Below are 22,375 nucleotides of genomic sequence, written 5' to 3'. Positions count from 1 at the left end.
GCGGCCGGTCGACAACCCGTCGACGAGGCCCTCCCCTAGCGTCATCGCAGACGAGAAAACCGCCGAGTTGTGGAGTCCGCGATGTCACGTACGGTCGGCGCGCCTTCTTTCGCCGTCATCCCCGGCGCCCAGGTGCACGAAGTCCTCGACGGCCGTGCGCCCGAAGTGGTGGGGTTGATCGAATCCGCGTACCGGGTGCACGGAGAGGGCGACACCGTCAATCCGCCCTCCTATTTCCTGCGCTTCCCCGACCGGCCGAGAGCGCGCATCATCGCGCTGCCCGCTTCCCTCGGGGGAGCGGCCCCCGTCGACGGGCTGAAGTGGATTTCCAGCTTCCCGGACAACGTGGCCGCGGGGATCCCGCGTGCCTCCGCGGTGCTGATCCTCAACGACCCCGCGACCGGATATCCGCTCGCCTGCCTGGAGTCCTCGATCATCAGCGCGGCCCGCACCGCCGCCTCCGCCGCGCTCGCCGCCGACCGGCTCAGCCCGGCCGGCCGCCGCCCCCGCCGGATCGGCTTCGTCGGCGTCGGCCTGATCGCCCGCTACATCCACCAGTACCTGGCCGGCACCGGCTGGGAGTTCGACGGGATCGGCGTGCACGACCTGTCCGCCGAGCACGCCGCGGGCTTCGCCGGCTACCTGGACCGGACGGGCGAGCCGGCCCAGGTCACCGTCCACGACAGCGCCGAGAAGCTGATCCGCTCCAGCGACCTCGTCGTCTTCGCGACCGTCGCGGCCACCCCGCACGTCACCGACCCCGGCTGGTTCACCCACAACCCGCTGGTCCTCCACGTCTCCCTGCGCGACCTGTCCCCGGAGGTGATCCTCACCGGCTTCAACGTCGTCGACGACATCGAGCACTGCCTCAAGGCCGACACCTCGCCCCACCTCGCCGAGCAGCTCACCGGCGGCCGCGACTTCCTCGCCGGGACCCTGTACGACGTCCTCGACGGCAGCCTCGCCGTGCCCACGGACCGGCCGGTGTTCTTCTCCCCGTTCGGCCTGGGCGTCCTCGACCTCGCCGTCGGCCGGCACGTCTACGACACCCTCCGCGCCCAGGGCCGGCTGCCCGTCGTCGAGGACTTCTTCCACGACATGCGCCGCTACGGCTGACCCCGCACCCGCCCCCGGTACGTCTCCGCCCGGCCCGCGCCACCCACGGTCCGGCAGCGCTACCGCGAACCGGCCCCGCTGCGGGCCGTCGCCGCCACCCCCCCGGCAGGTGCGGCAGCTCATCGGCCGCGAGGCGCTGATCGCCGGCCTCCTCGCCGGGGTGCTCGGCTCGGTCACCGGTCTGCCCGTCGCCTACTGGCCGCACGGCGAGTTCGCCGGCTTCGAGGCCATCCGGACACCCCGGAGGTGACGTTCAGCGTCTTCCCGTTCTTCGCTGCCCTCGGCTCCCGCCAGTAACCGGCCCTCCGTGCGTGCGGCCACCGGAGCGGGAGGTGAAGGAGGCCCGGCCGTGCACCGCCGGCCGGTTGTCGACCACCGTGAGGTCGCCGGCGCGCAAGGCCACCGCGGACATCGTCCGCAGGAACCGCGGCGCGGCGAGCACCGAGACCGTCCTCCCGGACAGCAGCGGAGGGGCCCGGCGTGTCGAGGAGGTGCACGGTTTCGCCCGGCCCGCCGCGTCCTCGCGGACGCAGAGCAGGCCCACGTGCCCGGCACGCGTTCCACGGAGCCGGGCACGGTCGGCGGCATCGGAAGCGGCTCGTCCCCACCACCGGCATGTTGCGCAGCAGCAGCAGCAGCACCGCGCCGGGCCCGGCGTCGTGCCGGAACCGCACGACGGGGTGGGCACCGGGCGCGGCAGCAGCGCTGAGGCGTCCCGGGCCTGCGGGGAAAAGGGGCAGGGCCTTCGGGCCCCGTCGACGGGTATAGCGGAACGATAGGTGCCCCGACCATTCTCATGGGGCGGCTTTGTCTCCGGATCGTCCCGCCGAGGACGGGGGGCCGTAGGTCCGCACCGCGTCCGACGGGGGAGAAGGGAGGGGGATCCCATGGCATCACGCGAGGAAGGCGCCGCCGGCCCGGCGATGTCCGTGGCCGGCGCGACGGCCGCCCGGGGCGAGGCGCATGTCTGGTGCTGGCGCCCGCCGGAGCGCACCGACCCGGCCGGCCTGCCGCCGCTGGACACCGAGGAGTTACGGCGCGCACTGTCCCTGCCCGCCGAAGGGGACGCCGCCGCCTTCGTCCCCCACCGCGCCGGCGCCCGCCGGGCCCTGGCCGGCCCGTTCCGCCTCGAACCAACTCCGCCCCAGCGAAAGGCCGTCCAGCCATGACCATCGAGTCCTACTTCCCCGTGGAGCAGTTGACCGCCGAACGGGCCGCCGGCGCCGCCCCCGCGGCGCAGGCAGCCGCCGGCCCCGTGACGCCCGGCGCATCCGGTGCGCCCGCACGGCTGCTCGGCCTGACCCCCGAGGACATCACCGCGTACTTCGCCCGGATCGCCGAGGCCGTCGAGCGCGACGACCCCGGTCCGGCGGCCCGCGGCGGCTGGGAGGAGCGGGAGCGGCTGCGCGTCTCCACCTGGGTCCGGCAGGTGTACGCCCACCCGCTCTCGCCGGCCGTGTTCGCGCTGCCCGCGGACCGGGTCATCCGTGGGGTCCAGCTGCGCGAGGCCGCCGAACTGGCCTTCCGGATCGACGCGGGCCGGGCCCGGGCGAAGGCCGCCAAGCCGTCCGCCGAGGTGCGGGCGACGGCCGCCGTCGCGTCGGCCTGGGCGATCACCGCCGACGCGCTGTCCCGGTCCCCGCGGCCGCCGCGCGAGCGGGTCGTCGGCGACGTGTGGACCATCGTCCGGGAGACCATCGAGCCCGCCCTGCGGCCGACGGGCGCGGCGTTCTCCCGCTCGCACGGCTCCTGGTGAGCCCGCCGGAGCCGGTCACCGCACCGCGGACGGCAGGACCGGCAGGACCGGCAGGACCGGCAGGACCGGTAGGGCAGGCACAGCCCGGCCGGCGTCCAGCTCACGGGTCGTCAGCGTGGCGGCCAGGAGCCTGACCAGGTCGTGACAGCGGTACGGCGGCCGGCCCTGGGCGTCCCTCCCGGACAGCTCCGGCAGGGCGCCGTCGACCAGGGCGTCCAGCGCTGCCCCGGCGTCCTCCTGCGCGGTGCCGAGGACGAGGCCGCGAACTGCGCGGAGCACGGCTCGCGGTCCCCGCCGGAGGGTCCCGTCAGCGCGGCCAGCTCCGGCCCGCCGAGCCGGCGCACCGAGTCCGCGAGGGCCTCCCGCACGCCCACGTCACCGAACGCCGGCTCGCCAGCCGGGTGTCCGGTCGGCGAGCCGGGCCACCAGCCGCGACACCGGCCAGTGCGCCCGGGCGGCGAGCCGGGCGCCGGCGACCGTCAGCGCCAGCGGCAGCCCGGCGCAGTACGCCTCCACGCGTCGGCTGCGTCCGGCTCGGCCTCCGGCCGGTCCCGGCCGGCGAGCGAGGCCGGCAGTTCCAGCGCCTCGTCGTCCTCGACGGCGGCGCGCGCCGTGGTGTCCGCCCCGGCCACCCGGGGCTCAGCGCGCGCAGCGGCCGGGCCAGCACCTCGGCGGGCTCCTTCGGGGGGCGGTCGGGGTGGCGGAGCTCCGCGTACAGCTGCCCGTCGGGCAACCGCGCGGCGCCGCAGCCGTCCGCACAGCTCGACCGGGCCCGCAGGGCGGCTCGGCGCCCGGTGAACTCCCCGTACAGCGAGGGCGTCAGACGGGCAGACCGGTGGGCCCCTTGATCCTCTTCATGATGATCTGCGAGTTGACCTCGGTGACCCCGGACAGCGCGGTCAGCTTCTCGATCCACAGGCGCTCGTACGCCCGCAGGTCCGCGACCGCGATGCGCAGCAGGCAGCCCGGGCTGCCGAACAGCCGGTACGCCTCGATGACGTCGGGGATGTCCTGCAGGGCCGCCTCGAAGGCCTCCACGGCCTCGCGGTCCCGGCGCACCTCCACCGAGACGAGCACCTCGAAGCCCCGGCCGACCGCTTCCGGATCGATCACGGCCCGGTAGCCGCGGATCACCCCGTCCTGCTCCAGCTGGCGCACGCGGCGCATGCAGGGGGAGGGGGTCAGGCCCACGCGCAGGGCCAGCTCCTGGTTGCTGAGCCGGCCGTCGGCCTGGAGCTCGCGCAAGATTTCGCGGTCGATCGCATCCATCACGCAATTATCACCCGCGTGGTATCCCGGGCCGGGCGAAACCGGCAATCGAATTGCGGGCCGGAGTCACTATCATTGCTCTCTACAGCACATCTGTACGAGATGTCACCCGTACGTGAGGAAGGGCGGCCATGGGGCGGATCGTCGTCATCAGCACCGGCGGCACGATAGCCAGCCGCTGGCAGGGCTCCGGCTTCGCCGCGGACGCCGACGGACGCGAGGTCATGGCCACCGCGCCGCTGCCCGAGGACGTCACCGTCGAGGTCGTGGACCTGTTCAGCGTGAACAGCCCCCGGCTGACCACCGCCCACCAGCTGACCCTGCTGCGCACCGTGCACGAGGTCCTCGCCGACCCCGGCGTCGACGGCATCGTCGTCACCCACGGCACCGACACCCTCGAAGAGTCGGCCTTCCTCGTCGACCTGCACCACCACGACCCGCGCAGCGTCGTCTTCACCGGCGCCCAGCTGCCGATGGGCACCGCGGAGGGCGACGGCCCGGGCAACCTGTACGACGCCCTGCTCACCGCCGCCACGACCCGTGGCCTCGGCGTCCTGATCGGCTTCGCGGGCCGTGTGCACGCCGCCCGCGGCACGGTCAAGACCCAGGCCGTCGCACTGGACGCCTTCGCCGACCCCTCGCGCGCCCTGCTCGGGAAGATCGGCTTCGGCAAGGTCACCGTGCTGCGCGAACCCGTACGGCCGCAGGCGCTGCCGCTGCCCGCCATGCCGGAGCTGCCCCCGCGGGTGGACATGGTGATGCACCACGCGGACGGCGACCGGGCGCTCTTCGACGCCGCCGTCGCGGCCGGGGCGCGGGGCATCGTCCTCATCGGCACGGGCGCGGGCAACGCCACCCCGGAGATCGTGGAGGCCGTCGAGGCCGCCGTCGCGCGCGGCATCCTCGTCGCCCTGACCACGCGCGTCGCGGCCGGCCCGGTCACCGAGATCTACACCCACGGCGGAGCGGTCGACCTGGTCGCCGCGGGCGCCGTCCCGACGGGCACGCTGCGCGCCGGACAGGCCCGCATCGCGGTCCTCTCGGCGCTCCTCGCCTCCGAGGACCCGGCGTCCCGCACCCGCATCCTCCGCGAGGCCCTCTCCCCGTCGGGCCCGGTCCTCGTCGACGCCTAGCGCTGTGGCCGGAACGGTTCCGGTCACCGCACCGGGCCGTCCCTTTCGGATCTCGTCCAACGGCGCCGGCCGGAATCCGACCTGCCGCACCCTGGCCGCGGAACTGGTCCGCCAGGCCCTGCGCACGGGCGGCGAGCGGCCCGTCGCCGCCGACGAGCAGCAGGCGGTCGCCGACGCCCTCGCCACCACCCTCCACGCCCTCGGCGACCCGACGCTGACCGACCTGGACGCGGTACGGCTGGGCGCCGCGGACTTCGCCAGGGAGCCGCGACGCGCGGCCGGCCGGCCCGAGAGGCACCTCGGCGCCGACGCCACCCACTTCTACGAGCGCCTGCTCGACGCCGCGTGCCCGCACGTCCTGCACTTCTCCACTCAGCGCTCCGCGTTCGTCGCGGGCGCGCTGGTCCGGCAGACGCGCGGCGTCGCGGAACTGACGGCCAAGGCCTGACGGCAGGGAAGGGGGAGAAGGGGCTCCAGGCGGTCGCGCGGCGGCTGCCCGCGGCCTTCCCCGGCCTCGAGGACGTCCGCCTCGCCGGGGACGACGGCGCGGAAGGGGAGCTCGACGTCGGCCCGCTCGCCGCGCTGCCCGGCCTCCGGGTGGTCCGTGTGGAGACGGGCTCCGACCGCATCCGCGGCGCCGACGTCCTGCCGCCGCACGTGCACCTGGACTGCGACCCGCCCGGCACCCGGTCCGGTCCCGCCCGAGGGGGGACCGGACGGGAGGAGGGGGAGGTCAGGCCGGCCCGAACGCCGACAGGATGCGGTCCGCCGCCAGGGTCGGGGTCAGGGAGCCCTCCCTGACGCGGGCCTCCAGGGCCGGGGCGAGTTCCCGTACGGCCGGGTCGGCCTGGAGGCGTCGCAGCAGCTCCTCACGGACCATCGACCAGGTCCACTCCACCTGCTGCGCAGCCCGCTTCGCCGCCAGCCGCCCCCCGGCGTCCAGCAGCCGCCGGTGCTGTTCGAGCCGGTTCCACACCTCGTCCAGCCCGCTGGACTCCCGCGCGCTGCACGTCAGCACCGGCGGCGTCCACGCCGCATCGGCGGGGTGCATCAGCCGCAGCGCGCCGGACAGTTCGCGGGCGGCGGCCCGCGCGTCCCGCTCGTGCGGGCCGTCGGCCTTGTTCACGGCCAGGACGTCGGCGAGTTCGAGGACGCCCTTCTTGATGCCCTGAAGCTGGTCGCCCGTACGGGCCAGGGACAGCAGGAGGAAGGAGTCGACCATGCCCGCCACCGTCGTCTCCGACTGGCCGACCCCGACGGTCTCGACGAGGACGACGTCGTAGCCCGCCGCCTCCATCACGATCATCGACTCGCGGGTGGCCTTGGCGACCCCGCCGAGCGTTCCGGCCGAGGGGGAGGGGCGGACGAAGGCGGCCGGGTCCACCGACAGCCGTTCCATCCGCGTCTTGTCGCCGAGGATGGACCCGCCCGTACGGGTGGAGGAGGGGTCCACGGCGAGGACGGCCACCCGGTGGCCCAGCCCCGTCAGCATCGTGCCGAACGCGTCGATGAACGTGGACTTGCCGACGCCCGGCACGCCGCTGATGCCGATGCGCCGGGCCCGCCCCGCGTGCGGCAGGAGCTGCGTCAGCAGCGTCTGCGCCAGCACGCGGTGCGCGGGCAGGGTGGACTCGACGAGCGTGATCGCGCGTGCGATGAACGCGCGCCTGCCGTCGAGCACCCCCTTCGCGTAGGCCTCGATGTCGATCTTCGGCACCGGCCGCCGCCTACAGCTCGTGGCCCAGATCCGCGGCGAGCCGCGTCACCAGGTCGTGGGCCGCGTCCGGGATGACCGTGCCGGGCGGGAAGACCGCCGCGGCGCCCATCTCCAGCAGGGTCGGCACGTCGGCCGGCGGGATGACCCCGCCCACCACGATCATGATGTCCTCGCGCCCCTCCTCCGCGAGCTGCTCGCGCAGCGCCGGGACGAGGGTCAGGTGGCCGGCCGCCAGCGACGACACGCCCACCACGTGGACGTCCGCCTCGACGGCCTGGCGGGCCACCTCCGCCGGGGTCTGGAACAGGGGGCCGACGTCGACGTCGAAGCCCAGGTCGGCGAAGGCGGTCGCGATCACCTTCTGGCCGCGGTCGTGCCCGTCCTGGCCCATCTTGGCGACCAGCACGCGCGGACGACGGCCTTCCGCCTCCTCGAACCGGTCGACGAGGGCCCGGGTGCGCTCCACGTTCGGGGACTCCCCTGCTTCGCTGCGGTACACCCCGGAGATCGTACGGATCTGGCTGGCGTGCCGTCCGTACACCTTCTCCAGGGCGTCCGAGATCTCGCCCACGGTGGCCTTGGCCCGGGCCGCGTCGACGGCCAGGGCGAGCAGGTTGCCCTCCAGGCCCTGCCCGGCGCCCCGCTCGGCGGCGTTGGTCAGGGCCCGCAGCGCGTCCTGGGTGCGGGCCTCGTCGCGCTCCTCGCGCAGTCGCCGCAGCTTGTCGATCTGCTGGGCGCGCACCGACGAGTTGTCGACCTTGAGGACGTCGATCTGCTCGTCGTTCTCGACGCGGTACTTGTTGACGCCGATCACCGGCTGCCGGCCGGAGTCGATGCGCGCCTGGGTGCGGGCCGCGGCCTCCTCCACGCGCAGCTTCGGGATGCCCGCGTCGATGGCCTGGGCCATGCCGCCGGCCGCCTCGACCTCCTGGATGTGCTGCCAGGCCCGGCGCGCCAGGTCGTACGTGAGCTTCTCGACGTACGCGCTGCCGCCCCACGGGTCGATGGACCGGCAGGTCCCGGACTCCTGCTGGAGCAGCAGCTGGGTGTTGCGGGCGATGCGCGCGGAGAAGTCCGTCGGCAGGGCGAGCGCCTCGTCGAGGGCGTTGGTGTGCAGCGACTGGGTGTGCCCCTGGGTCGCGGCCATCGCCTCGATGCAGGTCCGCGTCACGTTGTTGAAGACGTCCTGCGCGGTCAGCGACCAGCCGGAGGTCTGCGAATGCGTGCGCAGGGACAGCGACTTGGAGTTCTTCGGGTCGAACTGCTTGACCAGCTTCGCCCACAGCAGGCGGGCGGCCCGCAGCTTGGCGACCTCCATGAAGAAGTTCATGCCGATCGCCCAGAAGAAGGACAGGCGCGGCGCGAACGCGTCCACGTCCAGGCCCGCCTCCCGGCCGGCCCGCAGGTACTCCACACCGTCCGCGAGCGTGTACGCCAGCTCCAGGTCCGCCGTCGCCCCGGCCTCCTGGATGTGGTACCCGGAGATCGAGATCGAGTTGTACCGCGGCATCTTCTGCGAGGTGAACGAGAAGATGTCCGAGATGATCCGCATCGACGGCTTCGGCGGATAGATGTAGGTGTTGCGGACCATGAACTCCTTGAGGATGTCGTTCTGGATGGTCCCGGCGAGCTTGTCGGGGGAGACGCCCTGCTCCTCGGCCGCCACGATGTAGAGGGCGAGGACGGGCAGCACCGCGCCGTTCATCGTCATCGACACCGACATCCGGTCCAGCGGGATCCCGTCGAACAGCTGCCGCATGTCGTAGATCGAGTCGATCGCCACGCCCGCCATGCCGACGTCGCCCGTCACGCGCGGGTGGTCGCTGTCGTAACCGCGGTGCGTCGGCAGGTCGAAGGCCACCGACAGGCCCTTCTGGCCGGCCGCGAGGTTGCGGCGGTAGAAGGCGTTCGACTCCTCGGCCGTGGAGAAGCCCGCGTACTGGCGGATCGTCCAGGGCTGGTTGACGTACATGGTCGGGTACGGGCCGCGCAGGTACGGGGCCACGCCCGGGTAGGTCCGGAGGAAGTCCACGCCCTCCAGGTCCCGCCCGGTGTACAGCGGTTGCACGCCGATGCCCTCGGGCGTCTCCCACACCAGGTCGCCCGGGGCGGTGCCGGTGGACTCCTTGACGGCGCTGCGCCACTGGTCCTCGGAGGCCGGGGCGGCCCCGGCGCCGCCCGTGCCGCGCAGCGGGAGGTCGGAGAAGTCGGGGATGCCGCTGCCGGTCGTGATGCCGCTCACGGGGCCACTCCCATCCGGTCGAGAACGGAGGACAGCACCGCGACGGCGTCGCAGCCGGCGTAGACGTACTCGTCGACGGCGCCGGCCGCCGTGCCGGGCCTGCCCGCGAGGAAGACGGTCGTCGCGCCCGCCGAGCGCAGGGCCGCGGCCACGGCCTCGGCCTGCTCCTCGTACAGCGCGTCGCTGGAGCACAGTACGGCCATGCCGTCGGCGCCGCTCGCCGCGTACGCCCCGGCGGCCGTCGCCGCGTCCACCGACACCGGGTCGTGGACCGGCTGGATGCCGCCCGCCTGGAACAGGTTCGAGGCGAACGTGGCGCGCGCGGTGTGCGCGGCCGCCGTGCCGAGCGCCGCGAGGAAGATCCGCGGCCGGGCGCCGGTCGCCGCCAGGTGGGCGTCGCTGCGGGCGCGCAGCGCCTCGTACGCCTCGTCGCGCCGGACCCGGGGCAGCCCGCCGGACGGGGCCTCGGGGGCGCTCTCGCGCTCGGGCAGCTGCTCGGTCAGCAGCGGGAACTCGCTGACGCCGGTGACGGGCTCGCGGCGCTTGGCCAGGCGTGCGGAGCGCTGCGCCCAGGTCGCGGCCAGGCGGTCGGCGACCAGGCCCGAGCGCAGGGCGGCGGGCAGGCCGCCGGCCTTCTCGACGGTCTGGAAGAACTCCCAGGCCGCCTCGGCGAGTTCGTCGGTGAGCCGCTCGACGTAGTAGGAGCCGCCGGCCGGGTCTATGACACGGGCCAGGTGCGACTCCTCCAGCAGGATGGAGGAGGTGTTGCGGGCGATGCGGCGCGCGAACGCGTCCGGCAGGCCCAGCTCGTGGTCGAAGGGGAGGACGGTGACCGCGTCCGCGCCGCCCACGCCCGCCGCCATGCAGGCGACGGTGGTGCGCAGCATGTTCACCCACGGGTCGCGGCGGGTCATCATCACCGGCGACGTCACGGCGTGCTGGCGCTGGGCGCCCGCCTGCGGGGCCCCGCAGGCCTCGGCGACGCGGGCCCACAGCCGGCGCGCGGCCCGGAACTTGGCGATGGTCAGGAACTGGTCGGCGGTCGCCGCGTAGCGGAACTCCAGCTGGCCGAGAGCGTCCTCGACGCCGAGTCCGGCGCCGTCGAGGGCGCGCAGGTAGGCGACACCGGTGGCCAGCGACAGGCCCAGCTCCTCGGCGGCCGAGCCGCCGGCCTCGTGGTACGGCAGGGCGTCCACGGACAGGGCGCGCACGCCCGGCCAGTGCGCGGCCGCCTCCTGGGCGAGGGCGACGGCCGGGGCGAGGTCGGACTCCTCGCCGGTACGGGCCTCGTGGCCCAGCGGGTCGGCGCCCAGGACGGCGCGGGCGGCCCCGGGGGCCACCCCGCGCTCGGCGTACAGGGCGAACAGGGCGCGGGCGGCCGCGGCGTACGCGGCGCCGGCGTCGAGGGAGACGGGCGCCAGGTCCAGGTACACCCCGTCCAGGGCCCGCCCCAGGGACTCCACGGGCAGGCCGTTTCGGCCCAGGCTCAGCCAGAGGGAGGTGACGCCGTTCTCCAGGTCCGCGAGGACGGCCTCGTTGACCCGGGCGGGGTCGGTGCCGAGGTGCCGCTGCCGCACGTCCCAGCCGGAGGCGGACGTACCGGCGGGGCGGCCGCCGCGCACGAAGGGGGCGAATCCGGGAAAGCCGGTGTCGTGGGGCGTCTCGGGCGTTCGGGGCGCGGTGTACAGCGGGCGGGTGGTGAGCCCGTCCTCGAGCTTGGTGGACAACGCGTCTTCCGCGGCCTCGCCGGATACGTCCTTGCCGGACTTGCGCAGTACGCCTTCTACCAGGCGCTGCCACTGCTCATGTGTCGCGTCAGGGAACTCGGCGGCCAGGGAGAGCCCGTCGTCAGGCAGGACCGTCATGGCCCGAATGCTAGGGGGGTCACCTAGAGAACGACCATAACCACCGGATGTGATCTCCCCCTCTCAGGTGAGGGGGAGGGGGCACGGGCGAGCGACTGCGCCCGTGCGGGGAGGCGGGGGCCGCCGACCCGGCTGCCCGGCATCGCACCGGTCGTCGGTTCCACCGAAGCCGAAGCCGAAGCCGAAGCCGAAGCCGAGGCCAAGGCGCTCGAGCGCCGGCTCGCCGAGCTCCAGGTCCCGGAGTGCGGACTCGCTCAGCTCTCCGGGATGCTCGGTACCGACCTCACCGGGCTGCCGCTGGACGGCCCGTTGCCCGAACCGCCCGACGAGCGGGACGTCAACGGCAACAAGAGCCGCTTCGCCGTCGTCTCCGAACTCGCCCACCGCGAAGGCCTGACGCTACGCGGGCCGATCGCCCGGCTGGAGGCCGGGCGCGGCCACCGCGTGTACGCCGGGACGCCCGAGCAGGTCGCCGACCAGTTGGAGGAATGGTTCGTCGGCGGTGCCGCCGACGGGTTCACCGTCATGCCCCCGGTCCTGACGGCCGGGCTCACCGACTTCGTCGACCAGGTCGTCCCCGTCCTCCAGCGGCGCGGGCTGTTCCGGACCGAGTGCACCGGTGGCACGCTGCGCGAGCACTACGGCCTGCCGCGGCCGGTCGACCGCCACCGGGCCTTCCGCGGGTAGGGGCCGGTGGCCGCGGGGGCCCTCAGGCGGGGAGGGTGTTGCGGTGGGAGCGGCGGCGGGCCGCGCTGAACAGGGCCTGCAGTTGTACGCCGGACTGTTCCACGTCGTCGAGCGGCGAGGGGAAGGGCAGGGCGACGTCGCGGTGGCCGCGGACCTCCTCCAGGCGCAGGGTGATGCCGTAGCGGTCCATGGCGAGCGGCAGCGCGCGGACGAGGGCGGCGGTCGGCGCCGGTCGGACCAGGCGGAGCAGGAGGGTGACGAGTTCGGCGTGGTCGTCGAGGAGGTGCGTGAGCATGCCGGCTTCGTAGGTCGCGAGCGGGTCGGGGGAGGCGGCCTCCAACTCGTGCAGGCCGACGTGGGCGCGGTGGCCGTCGGCGGTTTCGAGTACGGCCCGGTCGAACTCGATGCAGCTGGAGGCGTCGGGGGAGGTGCTCGCGTCCGCGTACGGGGTGAGGAGGCGGCCCAGGAGGGTGACGCGGGCGCGCACCCGGTCCCGTACGGGGGTGGGTGCGACGTCGGTGAACTCCAGCCGGACGGACGGCCGGTGCCCGGCGTGGCCGCCGGGCTCGGCGGGGTGGAGGTGGAGCCGGCCGAGGGGGTCCGTGCCGTCGAGGTGGCGGACCTCGGTGGCCAGCCCGTCGACGGTCACGGTCATGGAATGGGCGGCGGCCAGGATCGACCGGACCCGCTCGGCGTCGGTGGACATGCGCATCTCTCCCTCGGTTACTTAGGTATGCCTAACCTAATTCACCCCCGGGGTGGGTGAACCCCGGACCGCACCACTCCGTGTCGCTGTTGGGCTGAACGGGTGAAAGGCGAGAGGATGGGGGGATGCACATGAAGCGCACGGTCGAGGCGGCCCGGTGAGCAGGTACGACGTCACGGACGAACAGTGGGAGGGGCTCGCGCAGGTGGTCCCCCTGCGCAGCCGCAACGAGTGGCCCTCCCGGGTGGACCACCGCACGATCCCCGCGACCCCCAAGGCGTCCGCGGCGGAGCAGCGCCGCTTCGTCGTGATCCGGGTCCAGATCTTCGCCGACGCCCGCGAGGTGGCCGAGTACCTGATCGCGCAGATCCCGGTGCTGCTCGACCTCACCGGCGCGGACACCGAGGTCGCCAAGCGCATCCTGGACTTCAGCAGCGGCGTCGTCTTCGGGCTCGGCAGCGGGATGCACCGCGTCGACCGGAACGTCTTCCTGCTGGCCCCCGTCGGCACCGAGGTCGAGGGGATCGCGGCCGCGGCCGTCCCCCGATCGTAGGAACGTCACCACGGCGGAACGGTTCGCCGGACCCGCAGGGGGTCCGGCGGCCCGTACCGTCCGGCGCATGGACGCCACCCCGGACACCGCCCGGGCGGCCCCGCCGCACCCCCGGCCCGCGGCGGAGGACCTGCCCGGCGCCGTGCCGCACCAGCGGCCGGCCGTCACCGAGCTGCGGCTCTCCGCCTTCGGCGCGCACCGCGCCGCCGTCTTCCCGCTCGGCCCCGTCGTCCTCTTCGCCGGACCGAGCGGCAGCGGCAAGTCCCAGGCCCTGGCCGCCCTGGAGGCGCTGGCCCGCCTCGGCTCCGGAGCCCCCCTGGACCGGGCCTTCCCCGACCCGCGGTCCCGGATCCCCGACCGGGCCCGCGCCGACGGGCAGGGCCGGCGCGGCTTCCGCATCGGCTGCACCGTGGACGGGCCCCTCGGCCCGGTCCGCCTCGACCTCGCCGTGCAGGCCGAGCCCGAGCTGCGGATCGCCGGCGAGCGGCTCTCCGCCGGCGGCCGGATCCTGCTCGGCACCGCACTGCGCGACCCGGGCCGGCGCACCGTCCAGGCCGCCTGGCTGACCGGCGGCAGCACCGGGTTCACCCGCGCCCCGCTCCCCGACGACCGGCTCGGTACCGCCCTGCTCCCCCTCCGGGTCGCCGGTGCCACCGCCGGCCAGCGGCAGGTCCTCGCCGCCGCCGAGCAGGTCGTGGTGGCGCTGCGCTCGGTGTTCCCGTGCGATCCGCAGCCCGAGCGGATGCGGGCCCCCGTCCCGCAGGGCGAGGGGCGGCTGCTGGAGGACTGCGCCAACCTGGCCGACGTACTGCGCCGGACCCGCCTGGAGTGCGGCACCCGGCACGCGCTGCTGACCGGGGCGGCGCGGACCGCGTGCGCGGGGCCGGTGGAGGGCCTCGGCGTCCGGGCCGCCGCGGACGGCCTCGTGTCCGCGCTGCTGGAACGCGGGCCCGGGCGGCCGGCCACCGAGCTGGGGCGGCTCGGCTCGGGCGAACTCCGGTTCCTCGCCATGGCCCTGGTCCTGCTCACCGGGCCCGGGGTGCTCGCCATGGACCCGGCCGCCGAACTGCTCTCCGCCCGACAGGCGCTGACCGTCCTCGCCGACGGCCTCGACCGCTGCCTCGACCCGCGGCAGAGCGCCGAGCTGCTGCGGCTGGCCCTGTTGTCCTGCGCGCGCGGCCACGTCCGCCTCGTCGCGGCGGTGGGCCCGCAGACCGCGGCGGCCGCCCGCCGGGTCCCGGGGGTCGCGGTGGTAGATCTGGAGGTATGAGCGAGACGAACGAACGGCGGCCGGACGAGGGTCGCCCCGAGGAGCGGCTGCACCGACTCCAGCGGCGGCTGGCCGACTTCGCCGCCGCACGCGGCTGGGAGCCGTACCACACCCCCAAGAACCTGGCCGTCGCGCTGAGTGTCGAGGCGGCGGAACTGGTCGAAATCTTCCAGTGGCTGACGCCGGAACAGTCGGCGAAGGTCATGGAGAAGCCCGAAACCGCACACCGTGTGACCGACGAGGTGGCCGATGTGCTCGCGTATCTGCTGCAATTCTGCGAGGTTCTCGGGGTGGATGTGCTGGATGCGCTCGCCGCGAAGATCGAGAGGAACGAACTCCGCTTCCCTGTGGAGGGCACCTCGACACCGAATCGTCACTCTTCGGAGTGATGGTGTTGTTCACAACCATGTTTGTGTCCTTAGATTTCCTAATACCCCTGGCTTTACTGGCTCATTGCCCTCACTCTGGGTAGTGGTGAGAACGGCGGATGTCGTGCGGACGGGGGACGGCATATGGATGCGGTACGGCTCATCGCGGCCGGCCGGCACGCGCTGACGCGGAGCGGGGCGGCCCTGGACATCGTGGGAGAGGCCTGGCAGGCCCAGGCACTGGCCCAGGGCATGGGTAACTGGCTCGCGGTCAGCGGACCGCGCGAGCTGAGATCGGAGGCGCGCGGGCTGGGGGAAGCGGGAGGCAGAGGCTGCGGGGTGTTCGACAGAGCCGCCCTGCGCGGTGAGGGCAGAGTGCCCGACCACCCGCCGAGAGCGGCGCAGCTGAGCGGGGTGGCCGATGTCCGGCAGGCCCTGCTCGGACTCCAGGAGCTGCTGGGCGAGGTGGGGATAGCCCTGGTCGGCGTGGCCTGCGCGACGGACGACGAGGGCCTGTACTGGCAGTGCATAGAGTCCATCGACGCGGCCGACGAGTCGAGCGACCGGGTACGGGCGATCCTGCGCCTGCTGCTGGTCCGCGGGCCGGGCTCGGCCACGGCCTGACCGGGGAACGTCCCGGAGGCCGGGCGGCCCGGCGGCGGGACCGCCCGGGCCGGGCCGCCGTAGCGGCCGCCCGGGTCAGGACATGCGGTACGAGGGGCGGTCGCCCTCCGCGGTGTGCGGGTCCCCGGGGGACGGCGTGCCCGGGGCCCGGTCCGCGGAGGTCTGCAGCTCGGCGTCGAGCTGCGACAGGTCGGCGTTCAGGGCCGCCACCAGCTCCTCCATCTGCTGCAGCAGGCCCTTCGGCGCGTCGTCCGAAGCGGCCCCGCCGGGCTCCCGGCGCGCGTCGTCGTGCCCGGACTCGTGGGACATGGCGGCCTCCTCGGCCCTGGCCCTTCCAGGGGGAAGGGGCGGTGTGCGCACCGGCGGGCGCCGCCGGGGCGGGCCGGGCGGTCCGGCTCCGTCCGAGCCAACGATCCCCGTCCGGGCCGGTCACTGGCCGGGCCCGGCGCGGACCTGCCGCTCGGCGAGATTCACCCGGCAGGGGTGGGATGGGGGCAGGATGGAGGTCATGGATCTCCGTATCTTCACCGAGCCCCAGCAGGGCGCGAGCTACGACACCCTCCTGACCGTGGCGAAGGCCACCGAGGACCTCGGCTTCGACGCGTTCTTCCGCTCCGACCACTACCTGAGGATGGGGTCGGCCGACGGGCTGCCCGGACCCACCGACGCCTGGATCACCCTCGCCGGCCTGGCACGGGAGACCCGCCGGATCCGGCTGGGCACGCTGATGACCGCCGGCACCTTCCGGCTGCCCGGCGTGCTCGCCATCCAGGTCGCGCAGGTCGACCAGATGTCCGGCGGCCGGATCGAACTCGGTCTGGGAGCCGGCTGGTTCGAGGAGGAGCACAAGGCGTACGGGATCCCCTTCCCCGCCGAGCGGATGTCCCGGCTGGAGGAGCAGCTGGCCATCGTCACCGGCCTGTGGGCCACCGAGCCCGGGGCCGCGTTCGACTTCGCCGGCACCCACTACCGGGTGGAGAACTCCCCGGCGCTGCTCAAGCCGGCCCAGGCCAAGGTGCCCGTCCTCATCGGCGGCCACGGTGCCAAGCGCACCCCGCGCCTCGCCGCCCGCTACGCCGACGAGTTCAACATGCCCTTCGCCTCGATCGCGGACAGCGAGCGGCAGTTCGACCGGGTGCGCAGCGCCGCGGAGGCCGCCGGGCGCAAGCCCGACGACCTCGTCTACTCCAACGCCCTGGTGGTCTGCGTGGGCCGGGACGACGCCGAGGTCGCCCGCCGGGCCGCCGCCATCGGCCGGGAGGTCGACGAGCTCAAGGCGAACGGCCTGGCGGGCTCGCCCGCCGAGGTCGTCCACAAGATCGGCACCTACGAGGCCATCGGCGCCTCCCGCATCTACCTCCAGATGCTCGACCTCGACGACCTGGACCACCTGGAGCTGATCTCGGCCCAGGTCCTGTCCCAGCTCCACTGAACCGGGCGCAGCAACCGTGCCCCGCGCGTCCGGCCCGCTCGCCGAAGCCCTGTCCCGCCGGGCCGTCGTCCTCGACGGCGGCCTGAGCAACCAGCTCGCCGACCAGGGCTGCGACCTCTCCGGCGGCCTCTGGACGGGCCGGGTGCTCGCCGAGGCGCCCGCCCAGGTCGAAGCCGCCCACACCGCGTACGCGCGGGCCGGCGCCGAGGTCCTGATCACCGCCAGCTACCAGGTGGGGTACGGGGCCTTCGCGGCCCGCGGCCACGACCGCGCGGAGACCACCGCCCTGCTGCACCACAGCGTCGCCCTGGCGGCCCGGGCCGCGGAGGCCGCCGACCACGAGGTGTGGGTCGCCGCCTCCGTCGGCCCGTACGGGGCGGTCCTGGCGGACGGCTCCGAGTACCGCGGCCGGTACGGTCTGACCGTCCGCGAGCTCGCCGCCTTCCACCGCCCGCGCATCGAGGCCCTGCTGGCGGCCGGCCCCGACGTGCTGGCGGTGGAGACCGTGCCCGACGCGGCCGAGGCGGAGGCCCTGGTCACCGTCCTCGCCGAGACGGGCGCCCCCGCCTGGATCTCCTACACCGTCGCCGCCGGGCGGACCCGGGCCGGCGGCCCGATGGCCGAGGCCTTCGCCCTCGCCGCGGCCTCCCCGCAGGTCATCGCGACCGGGGTCAACTGCTGCGACCCGCAGGACGTCCTGCCCGCCCTCGAAGCCGCCGCCTCCGTCACGGACCTGCCGCTCCTGGCCTACCCCAACGACGGCTCCGTCTGGGACGCGGCCACCGGCACCTGGGCCCGCCCCGCCGATCCGCAGTCCCCCTGGCCCACGGCCGCCTGGCGGCGGGCCGGCGCCCGCCTCCTCGGGGGCTGCTGCCGCATCGGCCCCGCCCGCATCGCCCGGCTGGCCGCCGAGGTCGCGGGGGGCGCAACCGGCACCGCCTGAAGAAGCGGAAGTCCGCGCCCCGAAGCGGCCGACGCCACGGCGGGCGCCGCGGGCGCCGCGGGCGGCGGGAAAACAGGAGGCGGCGGCAGCGGGCGAAGGTCGAGAATCGGGCGTGTGTTCCTGACGATCTCCACCACCGGTACCCCCGAACGACCCGCCACGGACCTGGGCTTCCTGCTGCACAAGCATCCCGGCAAGGCGCAGGCGTTCCCCACCTCCCACGGCACGGCCCACGTCTTCTACCCCGAGGCCGCGCCCGAGCGCTGCACGGCGGCCCTGCTGCTGGAAGTGGACCCCGTCGCGCTCGTGCGCCGGGGGCAGGGCAAGGGCCGGGGCGGAGCGCCCGACGCGGCACTGGCGCAGTACGTCAACGACCGCCCGTACGCCGCCTCCTCGCTGCTCGCCGTCGCCCTGCGCGGGGTGTTCGGCAGCGCGCTGAACGGCCGCTGCACCGCACGCCCGGAGCTCGTCGAGCAGGTCCGCCCGCTGCGGATCGAGATCCCGGCGCTGCCCGCCCGCGGCGGGGCGGAACTGGTGCACCGGCTGTTCGACCCGCTGGGCTGGGACCTCGTACGCCCCGAGCCGCTGCCGCTGGACGAACGGTTTCCCGAGTGGGGGGACTCCCGGTACGTACGGCTCGTCCTGGAGGGCGAGCTGCGGCTCACCGACGCGCTGCGCCAGCTGTACGTCCTGCTGCCGGTGCTCGACGACGCCAAGCACTACTGGGTCGCCCCCGACGAGGTGGACAAGCTGCTGCGGGCCGGCGACGGCTGGCTCGCCGCGCACCCCGAGCACGGCCTGATCGCCTCCCGCTACCTGGCCCGGCACCAGCGGTTCACCCGGGACGCCCTGGAGCGCCTGGAACTGGCCCGCCTCGCCGAGGCCGACGGCAGCGAGCCCGAGGACCTCGACAACGCCGTCGACGAGGACACCGACACCGCCGAGCGGCCCGTGCCGCTGGCCGTGCGGCGCCGCGGGGCGATCGTCGCCGCACTGCGCGCCGCCGGCGCCGCCCGGGTCCTCGACCTCGGCTGCGGCCAGGGCCAGCTGGTGCAGGAGCTGCTGCGGGACGCGTCGTTCACCGAGATCACCGGTGTCGACGTGTCCATGCGCGCCCTGGGCACCGCGGCCCGGCGGCTGCGGCTGGACCGGATGGGGGAGAAGCAGAGCGGGCGCGTACGGCTGCTGCAGGGCTCGCTCGCGTACACCGACAAGCGGCTGGCCGGCTACGACGCGGCCGTGCTCAGCGAGGTCGTCGAGCACCTGGACCCGCCGCGGCTGCCCGCACTGGAGTACGCGGTGTTCGGCGCGGCCCGCCCCCGCACCGTCCTCGTCACCACGCCCAACGCCGAGTACAACGTCCGCTGGGAGACCCTGCCCGCCGGCCGGTTCCGGCACGCGGACCACCGCTTCGAGTGGACCCGCGCGGAGTTCCGGGAGTGGGCCGCGACGGTCGCCGGACGGCACGGCTACGCCGTGGAGTTCACGCCGGTCGGCGAGGACGACCCCGAGGTCGGCCCGCCCACCCAGATGGCCGTCTTCACCCGCGCCGGCGACCCCGCCGAGACGACCCGCACCACCGGCACCCCGAAGGAGGGAGAGGCGGCATGACCACCGACACCACGACCACCGACACCACGACCACCGACACCACGACCACCGGTTCCCCGGCCGGCAGCACCGACCGCCGCGTGCTCCCCGTCCCCGACCTGTCCCTCGTCGTCCTGATCGGAGCCACCGGCTCGGGCAAGTCCACCTTCGCCCGCCGGCACTTCAAGCCCACCGAGGTCATCTCCTCCGACCACTGCCGCGGGCTCGTCAGCGACGACGAGAACGACCAGAGCGCCAGCAAGGACGCCTTCGACGTCCTGCACCACATCGCCGGCAAGCGGCTGGCGGCCGGCCGCCTCACCGTCGTGGACGCCACCAACGTCCAGCAGGAGGCCCGCCGGCAGTTGGTGAGGCTCGCCCGCGAGTACGACGTGCTGCCGGTCGCCGTCGTCCTCGACCTGCCCGAGCAGGTCTGCGCCGAGCGCAACGCCGCCCGCCCCGACCGGGCCCACCTGCCCCGCCACGTCATCCAGCGGCACCGCCGCGAGCTGCGCCGCTCGCTGCGAGGCCTGGAGCGCGAGGGCTTCCGCACAGTGCACGTGCTGCGCTCCGTCGAGGAGGTGGAGAAGGCCGAGGTCGTCCGCGAGAAGCGGTTCAACGACCTCACCCACCTCACCGGCCCCTTCGACATCATCGGCGATGTCCACGGCTGCTCCTCCGAGCTGGAGACCCTGCTCACCAAGCTCGGCTACGCGGACGGCGTCCACCCCGAGGGCCGCACCGCCGTGTTCGTCGGCGACCTCGTGGACCGCGGCCCGGACAGCCCCGGCGTCCTGCGCCGCGTGATGGGCATGGTCCGCTCCGGCAACGCCCTGTGCGTGCCCGGCAACCACGAGAACAAGCTCGGCCGCCACCTCAAGGGCTCCAGGGTCCGGCTGACCCACGGCCTCGCCGAGACCGTCGAGCAGCTGGCCCGCGAGCCCGAGGAGTTCGTGCGGGAGGTCCGCGCGTTCATCGCCGGCCTGGTCAGCCACTACGTCCTCGACGGGGGCCGGCTGGTGGTCTGCCACGCAGGCCTGCCCGAGAAGTACCACGGCCGGACCTCCGGCCGGGTCCGCTCGCACGCCCTGTACGGGGAGACCACCGGCGAGACGGACGAGTTCGGGCTGCCGGTGCGCTACCCGTGGGCCGAGGAGTACCGGGGCAGGGCGGCCGTGGTCTACGGCCACACCCCGGTCCCGGACACGTCCTGGATCAACAACACCATCTGCCTGGACACCGGCGCGGTGTTCGGCGGCCGGATGACCGCCCTGCGCTGGCCGGAGCGGGAACTGGTCGACGTACCGGCGGAGCGGGTCTGGTATGAGCCGGTCAAGCCGCTCGCGGCCGAGGCCCCCGGGGGCCGCGAGGGCCGCCCGCTCGACCTGGCCGACGTGCACGGGCGGCGGACCGTGGAGACCCGGCACCTGGGCAACGTCGCCGTGCGCGAGGAGAACGCGGCGGCCGCCCTGGAGGTCATGAGCCGCTTCGCGGTGGACCCCCGGCTGGTGCCGTACCTCCCGCCGACGATGGCGCCCGCGGCGACCTCGAAGGAGGGCCGCCACCTGGAGCACCCGGCGGAGGCCTTCGCCCAGTACCGTGCCGACGGGATCGCCCAGGTCGTCTGCGAGGAGAAGCACATGGGCTCCCGCGCCACCGTCCTGCTGTGCCGGGACGCCGACGCCGCCCGGGAGCGGTTCGGTACCGACGGCACCGCCACGGGCTCCGTCTACACCCGTACCGGCCGGCCCTTCTTCCCCGATCCGGCGGTCACCGAGCAGGTCCTCGCCCGGATCCGGACCGCCGTCACCGACGCGGGCCTGTGGGAGGAGCTGGACACGGACTGGCTGCTCCTCGACGGGGAGCTGCTGCCCTGGTCGCTGAAGTCCGCCGGGCTGCTGCGCAACCAGTACGCGGCCGTCGGGGCGGCCTCCCGCGCCGCCTTCCCCGACGCGGTAGCCGCCCTGGCCGCGGCCGCCGGGCGGGGCGTGGACACCGGCGGCCTGCTGGAGCGCCAGCAGGAGCGGGCCGCGGACGCCGCCCGGTTCACCGACGCCTACCGCCGCTACTGCTGGACCACCGACGGGTTGGACGGCGTACGGTTCGCGCCGTTCCAGCTGCTGGCCGCGGCCGGGCGGTCGCTGGCCGCCGTGCCCCACGACGAGCAGCTGTTCTGGCTGGACCGCCTCGTCGCCGCCGACGAGGCGGCCGGCACCGGGCTGCTGCGCCGCACCGCCCGGATCCTGGTGGACACCGCCGACCCGGACTCCGTACGGGCGGGGACCGAGTGGTGGCTGGAGCTCACGGCCGCCGGCGGCGAGGGCATGGTCGTCAAGCCGCTCCAGGCGTACGCCCGGGACGGGCGGGGACGCCTGGTCCAGCCCGGCATCAAGGTCCGCGGCCGGGAGTACCTGCGGATCATCTACGGGCCGGAGTACACGCGCCCGGAGCAGATGGAGCGGCTGCGGGCGCGGCACCTGGGCCACAAGCGGTCGCTCGCGCTGCGAGAGTACGCCCTCGGGCTGGAGGCCCTGGACCGGCTGGCGGACGGCGAGCCGCTGTGGCGGGTCCACGAGGCGGTCTTCGCGGTGCTCGCCCTGGAGTCGGAGCCGGTCGACCCCCGGCTGTGACGGCCTGACGGCCTGACGGCCGGCCCGGCCGCGCCCGCCACCGCGTGGGCGCGGCCGGCGCGAGGGGGTGTGCGCCGGGGGCGCGCAAATCCCGTGCCCCGGCAGGGCCCCGAATTAGGTCGCATGGGGGAACTTTCCGGGGCCGCCGGCGCGGCCGGCCCGGCGGCGGCCGACGCGGTGCCGGTCGACGTCCCGCTGGAAGCGGTGAAGACCACGCTGGGCGTGGAGACGCCGCGCGTGGGCACCGGTGTTCCGCTGCCCGTCGTCGGCGCCCCGGAGGTCCGCCACCAGTCCGGCGACCTGCTGCCGACCCCAACCTGCTCGGCGACCCCGCGACCGACGGGGAGGGCGCGCTGGAGGCCCCGGCCACCGACCTGGTCGCCCGCACCCCCGGTGAGGTCCTCGGGGCCCCGCTGACGATGCCCGACGGCAGCAACCACGGCATCCCGAACGCGACCCTCCCCAAGCTGGGTC

Annotated in this window: 24 protein-coding genes; 16 read left to right on the top strand and 8 right to left on the bottom strand. The window is 74.8% G+C overall.

The annotated features are described in order from the left end of the window. Nucleotides 1–81: 81 nt before the first annotated feature. The 4 genes from sbnB (at nucleotide 82) to ACSHWO_RS08935 (ending at nucleotide 2,872) form a co-directional block, all read left to right on the top strand. Complete coding sequence (sbnB, locus tag ACSHWO_RS08950; protein ID WP_361089382.1) at nucleotides 82–1,116, top strand: 2,3-diaminopropionate biosynthesis protein SbnB; 1,035 nt, start codon at nucleotides 82–84, stop codon at nucleotides 1,114–1,116. A 109-nt stretch (nucleotides 1,117–1,225) separates the two neighbouring features. Then, entirely contained in the window at nucleotides 1,226–1,366 is a 141-nt protein-coding gene (locus ACSHWO_RS08945; protein WP_361089384.1) for a hypothetical protein, read from the top strand. A gap of 637 nt (nucleotides 1,367–2,003) precedes the next feature. Then, a complete protein-coding gene (locus ACSHWO_RS08940) occupies nucleotides 2,004–2,285 on the top strand; it encodes a hypothetical protein (RefSeq protein WP_438311005.1) in 282 nt (93 codons plus the stop codon). Next, nucleotides 2,282–2,872, top strand: a complete 591-nt coding sequence (locus tag ACSHWO_RS08935; protein WP_438311002.1) for a hypothetical protein — start codon at nucleotides 2,282–2,284, stop codon at nucleotides 2,870–2,872. The genes ACSHWO_RS08940 and ACSHWO_RS08935 overlap by 4 nt, the downstream gene beginning before the upstream one ends. 15 nt (nucleotides 2,873–2,887) lie before the next feature. On the opposite strand, the gene ACSHWO_RS08930 is transcribed toward ACSHWO_RS08935, so the two are convergent. The 3 genes from ACSHWO_RS08930 to ACSHWO_RS08920 form a co-directional block, all read right to left on the bottom strand. Beyond that, nucleotides 2,888–3,151: a hypothetical protein gene (locus tag ACSHWO_RS08930; RefSeq protein WP_438310999.1), complete on the bottom strand. Its 264-nt coding sequence runs from the start codon at nucleotides 3,149–3,151 to the stop codon at nucleotides 2,888–2,890. A 200-nt stretch (nucleotides 3,152–3,351) separates the two neighbouring features. Continuing rightward, nucleotides 3,352–3,504: a hypothetical protein gene (locus ACSHWO_RS08925; protein WP_438310997.1), complete on the bottom strand. Its 153-nt coding sequence runs from the start codon at nucleotides 3,502–3,504 to the stop codon at nucleotides 3,352–3,354. A 187-nt stretch (nucleotides 3,505–3,691) separates the two neighbouring features. Beyond that, nucleotides 3,692–4,141 carry an Lrp/AsnC family transcriptional regulator gene (locus tag ACSHWO_RS08920; protein WP_361089395.1) on the bottom strand — a complete coding sequence of 150 codons (450 nt, stop codon included), beginning with the start codon at nucleotides 4,139–4,141 and terminating at the stop codon, nucleotides 3,692–3,694. Nucleotides 4,142–4,272: 131 nt separating this feature from the next. Between ACSHWO_RS08920 and ACSHWO_RS08915 the strand changes: the two genes are divergently transcribed. Together ACSHWO_RS08915 and ACSHWO_RS08910 are read left to right on the top strand one after the other, a co-directional pair. Next, a complete protein-coding gene (locus tag ACSHWO_RS08915; RefSeq protein ID WP_385805434.1) occupies nucleotides 4,273–5,274 on the top strand; it encodes an asparaginase in 1,002 nt (333 codons plus the stop codon). A gap of 4 nt (nucleotides 5,275–5,278) precedes the next feature. Continuing rightward, complete coding sequence (locus tag ACSHWO_RS08910) at nucleotides 5,279–5,722, top strand: NACHT N-terminal Helical domain 1-containing protein (RefSeq protein ID WP_438310993.1); 444 nt, start codon at nucleotides 5,279–5,281, stop codon at nucleotides 5,720–5,722. A gap of 285 nt (nucleotides 5,723–6,007) precedes the next feature. Here ACSHWO_RS08910 and meaB read toward each other — a convergent pair whose 3' ends face one another. Genes meaB through ACSHWO_RS08895 form a run of 3 tightly spaced genes read right to left on the bottom strand, consistent with a single transcriptional unit; the run spans nucleotide 6,008 to nucleotide 11,098 of the window. After that, nucleotides 6,008–6,991 carry a methylmalonyl Co-A mutase-associated GTPase MeaB gene (meaB, locus tag ACSHWO_RS08905; RefSeq protein WP_385805433.1) on the bottom strand — a complete coding sequence of 328 codons (984 nt, stop codon included), beginning with the start codon at nucleotides 6,989–6,991 and terminating at the stop codon, nucleotides 6,008–6,010. 10 nt (nucleotides 6,992–7,001) lie between these two features. Further along, a complete protein-coding gene (gene scpA, locus ACSHWO_RS08900) occupies nucleotides 7,002–9,224 on the bottom strand; it encodes a methylmalonyl-CoA mutase (RefSeq protein WP_385805511.1) in 2,223 nt (740 codons plus the stop codon). A 5-nt stretch (nucleotides 9,225–9,229) separates the two neighbouring features. Beyond that, complete coding sequence (locus ACSHWO_RS08895; protein WP_385805432.1) at nucleotides 9,230–11,098, bottom strand: methylmalonyl-CoA mutase subunit beta; 1,869 nt, start codon at nucleotides 11,096–11,098, stop codon at nucleotides 9,230–9,232. A gap of 267 nt (nucleotides 11,099–11,365) precedes the next feature. On the opposite strand from ACSHWO_RS08895, the gene ACSHWO_RS08890 reads away from it, so the two are divergent. Further along, nucleotides 11,366–11,785, top strand: a complete 420-nt coding sequence (locus ACSHWO_RS08890; RefSeq protein WP_438310990.1) for a hypothetical protein — start codon at nucleotides 11,366–11,368, stop codon at nucleotides 11,783–11,785. 22 nt (nucleotides 11,786–11,807) lie between these two features. On the opposite strand, the gene ACSHWO_RS08885 is transcribed toward ACSHWO_RS08890, so the two are convergent. Further along, nucleotides 11,808–12,491 (bottom strand): DUF2470 domain-containing protein, encoded by a 684-nt coding sequence (locus tag ACSHWO_RS08885; RefSeq protein WP_438310988.1) that lies wholly within the window; start codon nucleotides 12,489–12,491, stop codon nucleotides 11,808–11,810. A 157-nt stretch (nucleotides 12,492–12,648) separates the two neighbouring features. Between ACSHWO_RS08885 and ACSHWO_RS08880 the strand changes: the two genes are divergently transcribed. From ACSHWO_RS08880 to ACSHWO_RS08865, 4 genes are all read left to right on the top strand, one after another. Further along, nucleotides 12,649–13,044 (top strand): cell division protein SepF, encoded by a 396-nt coding sequence (locus ACSHWO_RS08880; protein ID WP_361089409.1) that lies wholly within the window; start codon nucleotides 12,649–12,651, stop codon nucleotides 13,042–13,044. Nucleotides 13,045–13,111: 67 nt separating this feature from the next. Then, on the top strand, nucleotides 13,112–14,314 hold the full coding sequence (locus tag ACSHWO_RS08875; RefSeq protein ID WP_385805429.1) for an ATP-binding protein: 1,203 nt from the start codon (nucleotides 13,112–13,114) through the stop codon (nucleotides 14,312–14,314). Next, nucleotides 14,311–14,703 carry a nucleotide pyrophosphohydrolase gene (locus tag ACSHWO_RS08870; RefSeq protein ID WP_361089413.1) on the top strand — a complete coding sequence of 131 codons (393 nt, stop codon included), beginning with the start codon at nucleotides 14,311–14,313 and terminating at the stop codon, nucleotides 14,701–14,703. The genes ACSHWO_RS08875 and ACSHWO_RS08870 overlap by 4 nt, the downstream gene beginning before the upstream one ends. A gap of 123 nt (nucleotides 14,704–14,826) precedes the next feature. Further along, nucleotides 14,827–15,306, top strand: coding sequence for a DUF6099 family protein (locus ACSHWO_RS08865; protein ID WP_404239765.1), 480 nt, complete (start codon nucleotides 14,827–14,829; stop codon nucleotides 15,304–15,306). A gap of 75 nt (nucleotides 15,307–15,381) precedes the next feature. Here ACSHWO_RS08865 and ACSHWO_RS08860 read toward each other — a convergent pair whose 3' ends face one another. After that, nucleotides 15,382–15,615, bottom strand: coding sequence for a hypothetical protein (locus ACSHWO_RS08860; protein ID WP_438310984.1), 234 nt, complete (start codon nucleotides 15,613–15,615; stop codon nucleotides 15,382–15,384). A gap of 199 nt (nucleotides 15,616–15,814) precedes the next feature. Here ACSHWO_RS08860 and ACSHWO_RS08855 point away from each other — a divergent pair, with 199 nt between their 5' ends. The 5 genes from ACSHWO_RS08855 (at nucleotide 15,815) to ACSHWO_RS08835 (ending at nucleotide 22,318) form a co-directional block, all read left to right on the top strand. Next, nucleotides 15,815–16,738, top strand: a complete 924-nt coding sequence (locus ACSHWO_RS08855) for an LLM class F420-dependent oxidoreductase (protein ID WP_438310982.1) — start codon at nucleotides 15,815–15,817, stop codon at nucleotides 16,736–16,738. A 16-nt stretch (nucleotides 16,739–16,754) separates the two neighbouring features. Beyond that, the gene (gene mmuM, locus ACSHWO_RS08850) at nucleotides 16,755–17,681 is read left to right on the top strand and encodes a homocysteine S-methyltransferase (protein WP_385805425.1); all 927 of its coding nucleotides are present in this window, start codon (nucleotides 16,755–16,757) and stop codon (nucleotides 17,679–17,681) included. Between the two features lie 114 nt (nucleotides 17,682–17,795). Next, a complete protein-coding gene (locus ACSHWO_RS08845; protein WP_438310980.1) occupies nucleotides 17,796–19,292 on the top strand; it encodes a 3' terminal RNA ribose 2'-O-methyltransferase Hen1 in 1,497 nt (498 codons plus the stop codon). After that, nucleotides 19,289–21,901: a polynucleotide kinase-phosphatase gene (locus ACSHWO_RS08840; protein WP_438310978.1), complete on the top strand. Its 2,613-nt coding sequence runs from the start codon at nucleotides 19,289–19,291 to the stop codon at nucleotides 21,899–21,901. Before ACSHWO_RS08845 ends, ACSHWO_RS08840 begins: the two co-directional genes overlap by 4 nt. A gap of 123 nt (nucleotides 21,902–22,024) precedes the next feature. Continuing rightward, on the top strand, nucleotides 22,025–22,318 hold the full coding sequence (locus ACSHWO_RS08835) for a hypothetical protein (protein WP_438310976.1): 294 nt from the start codon (nucleotides 22,025–22,027) through the stop codon (nucleotides 22,316–22,318). The last annotated feature ends 57 nt before the right edge of the window (nucleotides 22,319–22,375 follow it).

Source organism: Streptomyces pallidus (ex Mingjun et al. 2026), from assembly GCF_051550185.1.
Taxonomy (GTDB): Bacteria; Actinomycetota; Actinomycetes; order Streptomycetales; family Streptomycetaceae; genus Streptomyces.
Note: the sequence above shows the minus strand (reverse complement) of the source record. Positions and strands in the feature narration are given on the sequence as shown.

Bases quoted from the DNA above. Each gene is read 5' to 3' on its own strand.
- sbnB (WP_361089382.1), top strand. From the start codon at position 82: ATGTCACGTACGGTCGGCGCGCCTTCTTTCGCCGTCATCCCCGGCGCC.
- ACSHWO_RS08940 (WP_438311005.1), top strand. From the start codon at position 2,004: ATGGCATCACGCGAGGAAGGCGCCGCCGGCCCGGCGATGTCCGTGGCC.
- ACSHWO_RS08935 (WP_438311002.1), top strand. From the start codon at position 2,282: ATGACCATCGAGTCCTACTTCCCCGTGGAGCAGTTGACCGCCGAACGG.
- ACSHWO_RS08920 (WP_361089395.1), bottom strand. From the start codon at position 4,141: ATGGATGCGATCGACCGCGAAATCTTGCGCGAGCTCCAGGCCGACGGC.
- ACSHWO_RS08915 (WP_385805434.1), top strand. From the start codon at position 4,273: ATGGGGCGGATCGTCGTCATCAGCACCGGCGGCACGATAGCCAGCCGC.
- ACSHWO_RS08895 (WP_385805432.1), bottom strand. From the start codon at position 11,098: ATGACGGTCCTGCCTGACGACGGGCTCTCCCTGGCCGCCGAGTTCCCT.
- ACSHWO_RS08890 (WP_438310990.1), top strand. From the start codon at position 11,366: ATGCTCGGTACCGACCTCACCGGGCTGCCGCTGGACGGCCCGTTGCCC.
- ACSHWO_RS08885 (WP_438310988.1), bottom strand. From the start codon at position 12,491: ATGTCCACCGACGCCGAGCGGGTCCGGTCGATCCTGGCCGCCGCCCAT.
- ACSHWO_RS08875 (WP_385805429.1), top strand. From the start codon at position 13,112: ATGGACGCCACCCCGGACACCGCCCGGGCGGCCCCGCCGCACCCCCGG.
- ACSHWO_RS08870 (WP_361089413.1), top strand. From the start codon at position 14,311: ATGAGCGAGACGAACGAACGGCGGCCGGACGAGGGTCGCCCCGAGGAG.
- ACSHWO_RS08865 (WP_404239765.1), top strand. From the start codon at position 14,827: ATGGATGCGGTACGGCTCATCGCGGCCGGCCGGCACGCGCTGACGCGG.
- ACSHWO_RS08860 (WP_438310984.1), bottom strand. From the start codon at position 15,615: ATGTCCCACGAGTCCGGGCACGACGACGCGCGCCGGGAGCCCGGCGGG.
- ACSHWO_RS08855 (WP_438310982.1), top strand. From the start codon at position 15,815: ATGGATCTCCGTATCTTCACCGAGCCCCAGCAGGGCGCGAGCTACGAC.
- ACSHWO_RS08840 (WP_438310978.1), top strand. From the start codon at position 19,289: ATGACCACCGACACCACGACCACCGACACCACGACCACCGACACCACG.
- ACSHWO_RS08835 (WP_438310976.1), top strand. From the start codon at position 22,025: ATGGGGGAACTTTCCGGGGCCGCCGGCGCGGCCGGCCCGGCGGCGGCC.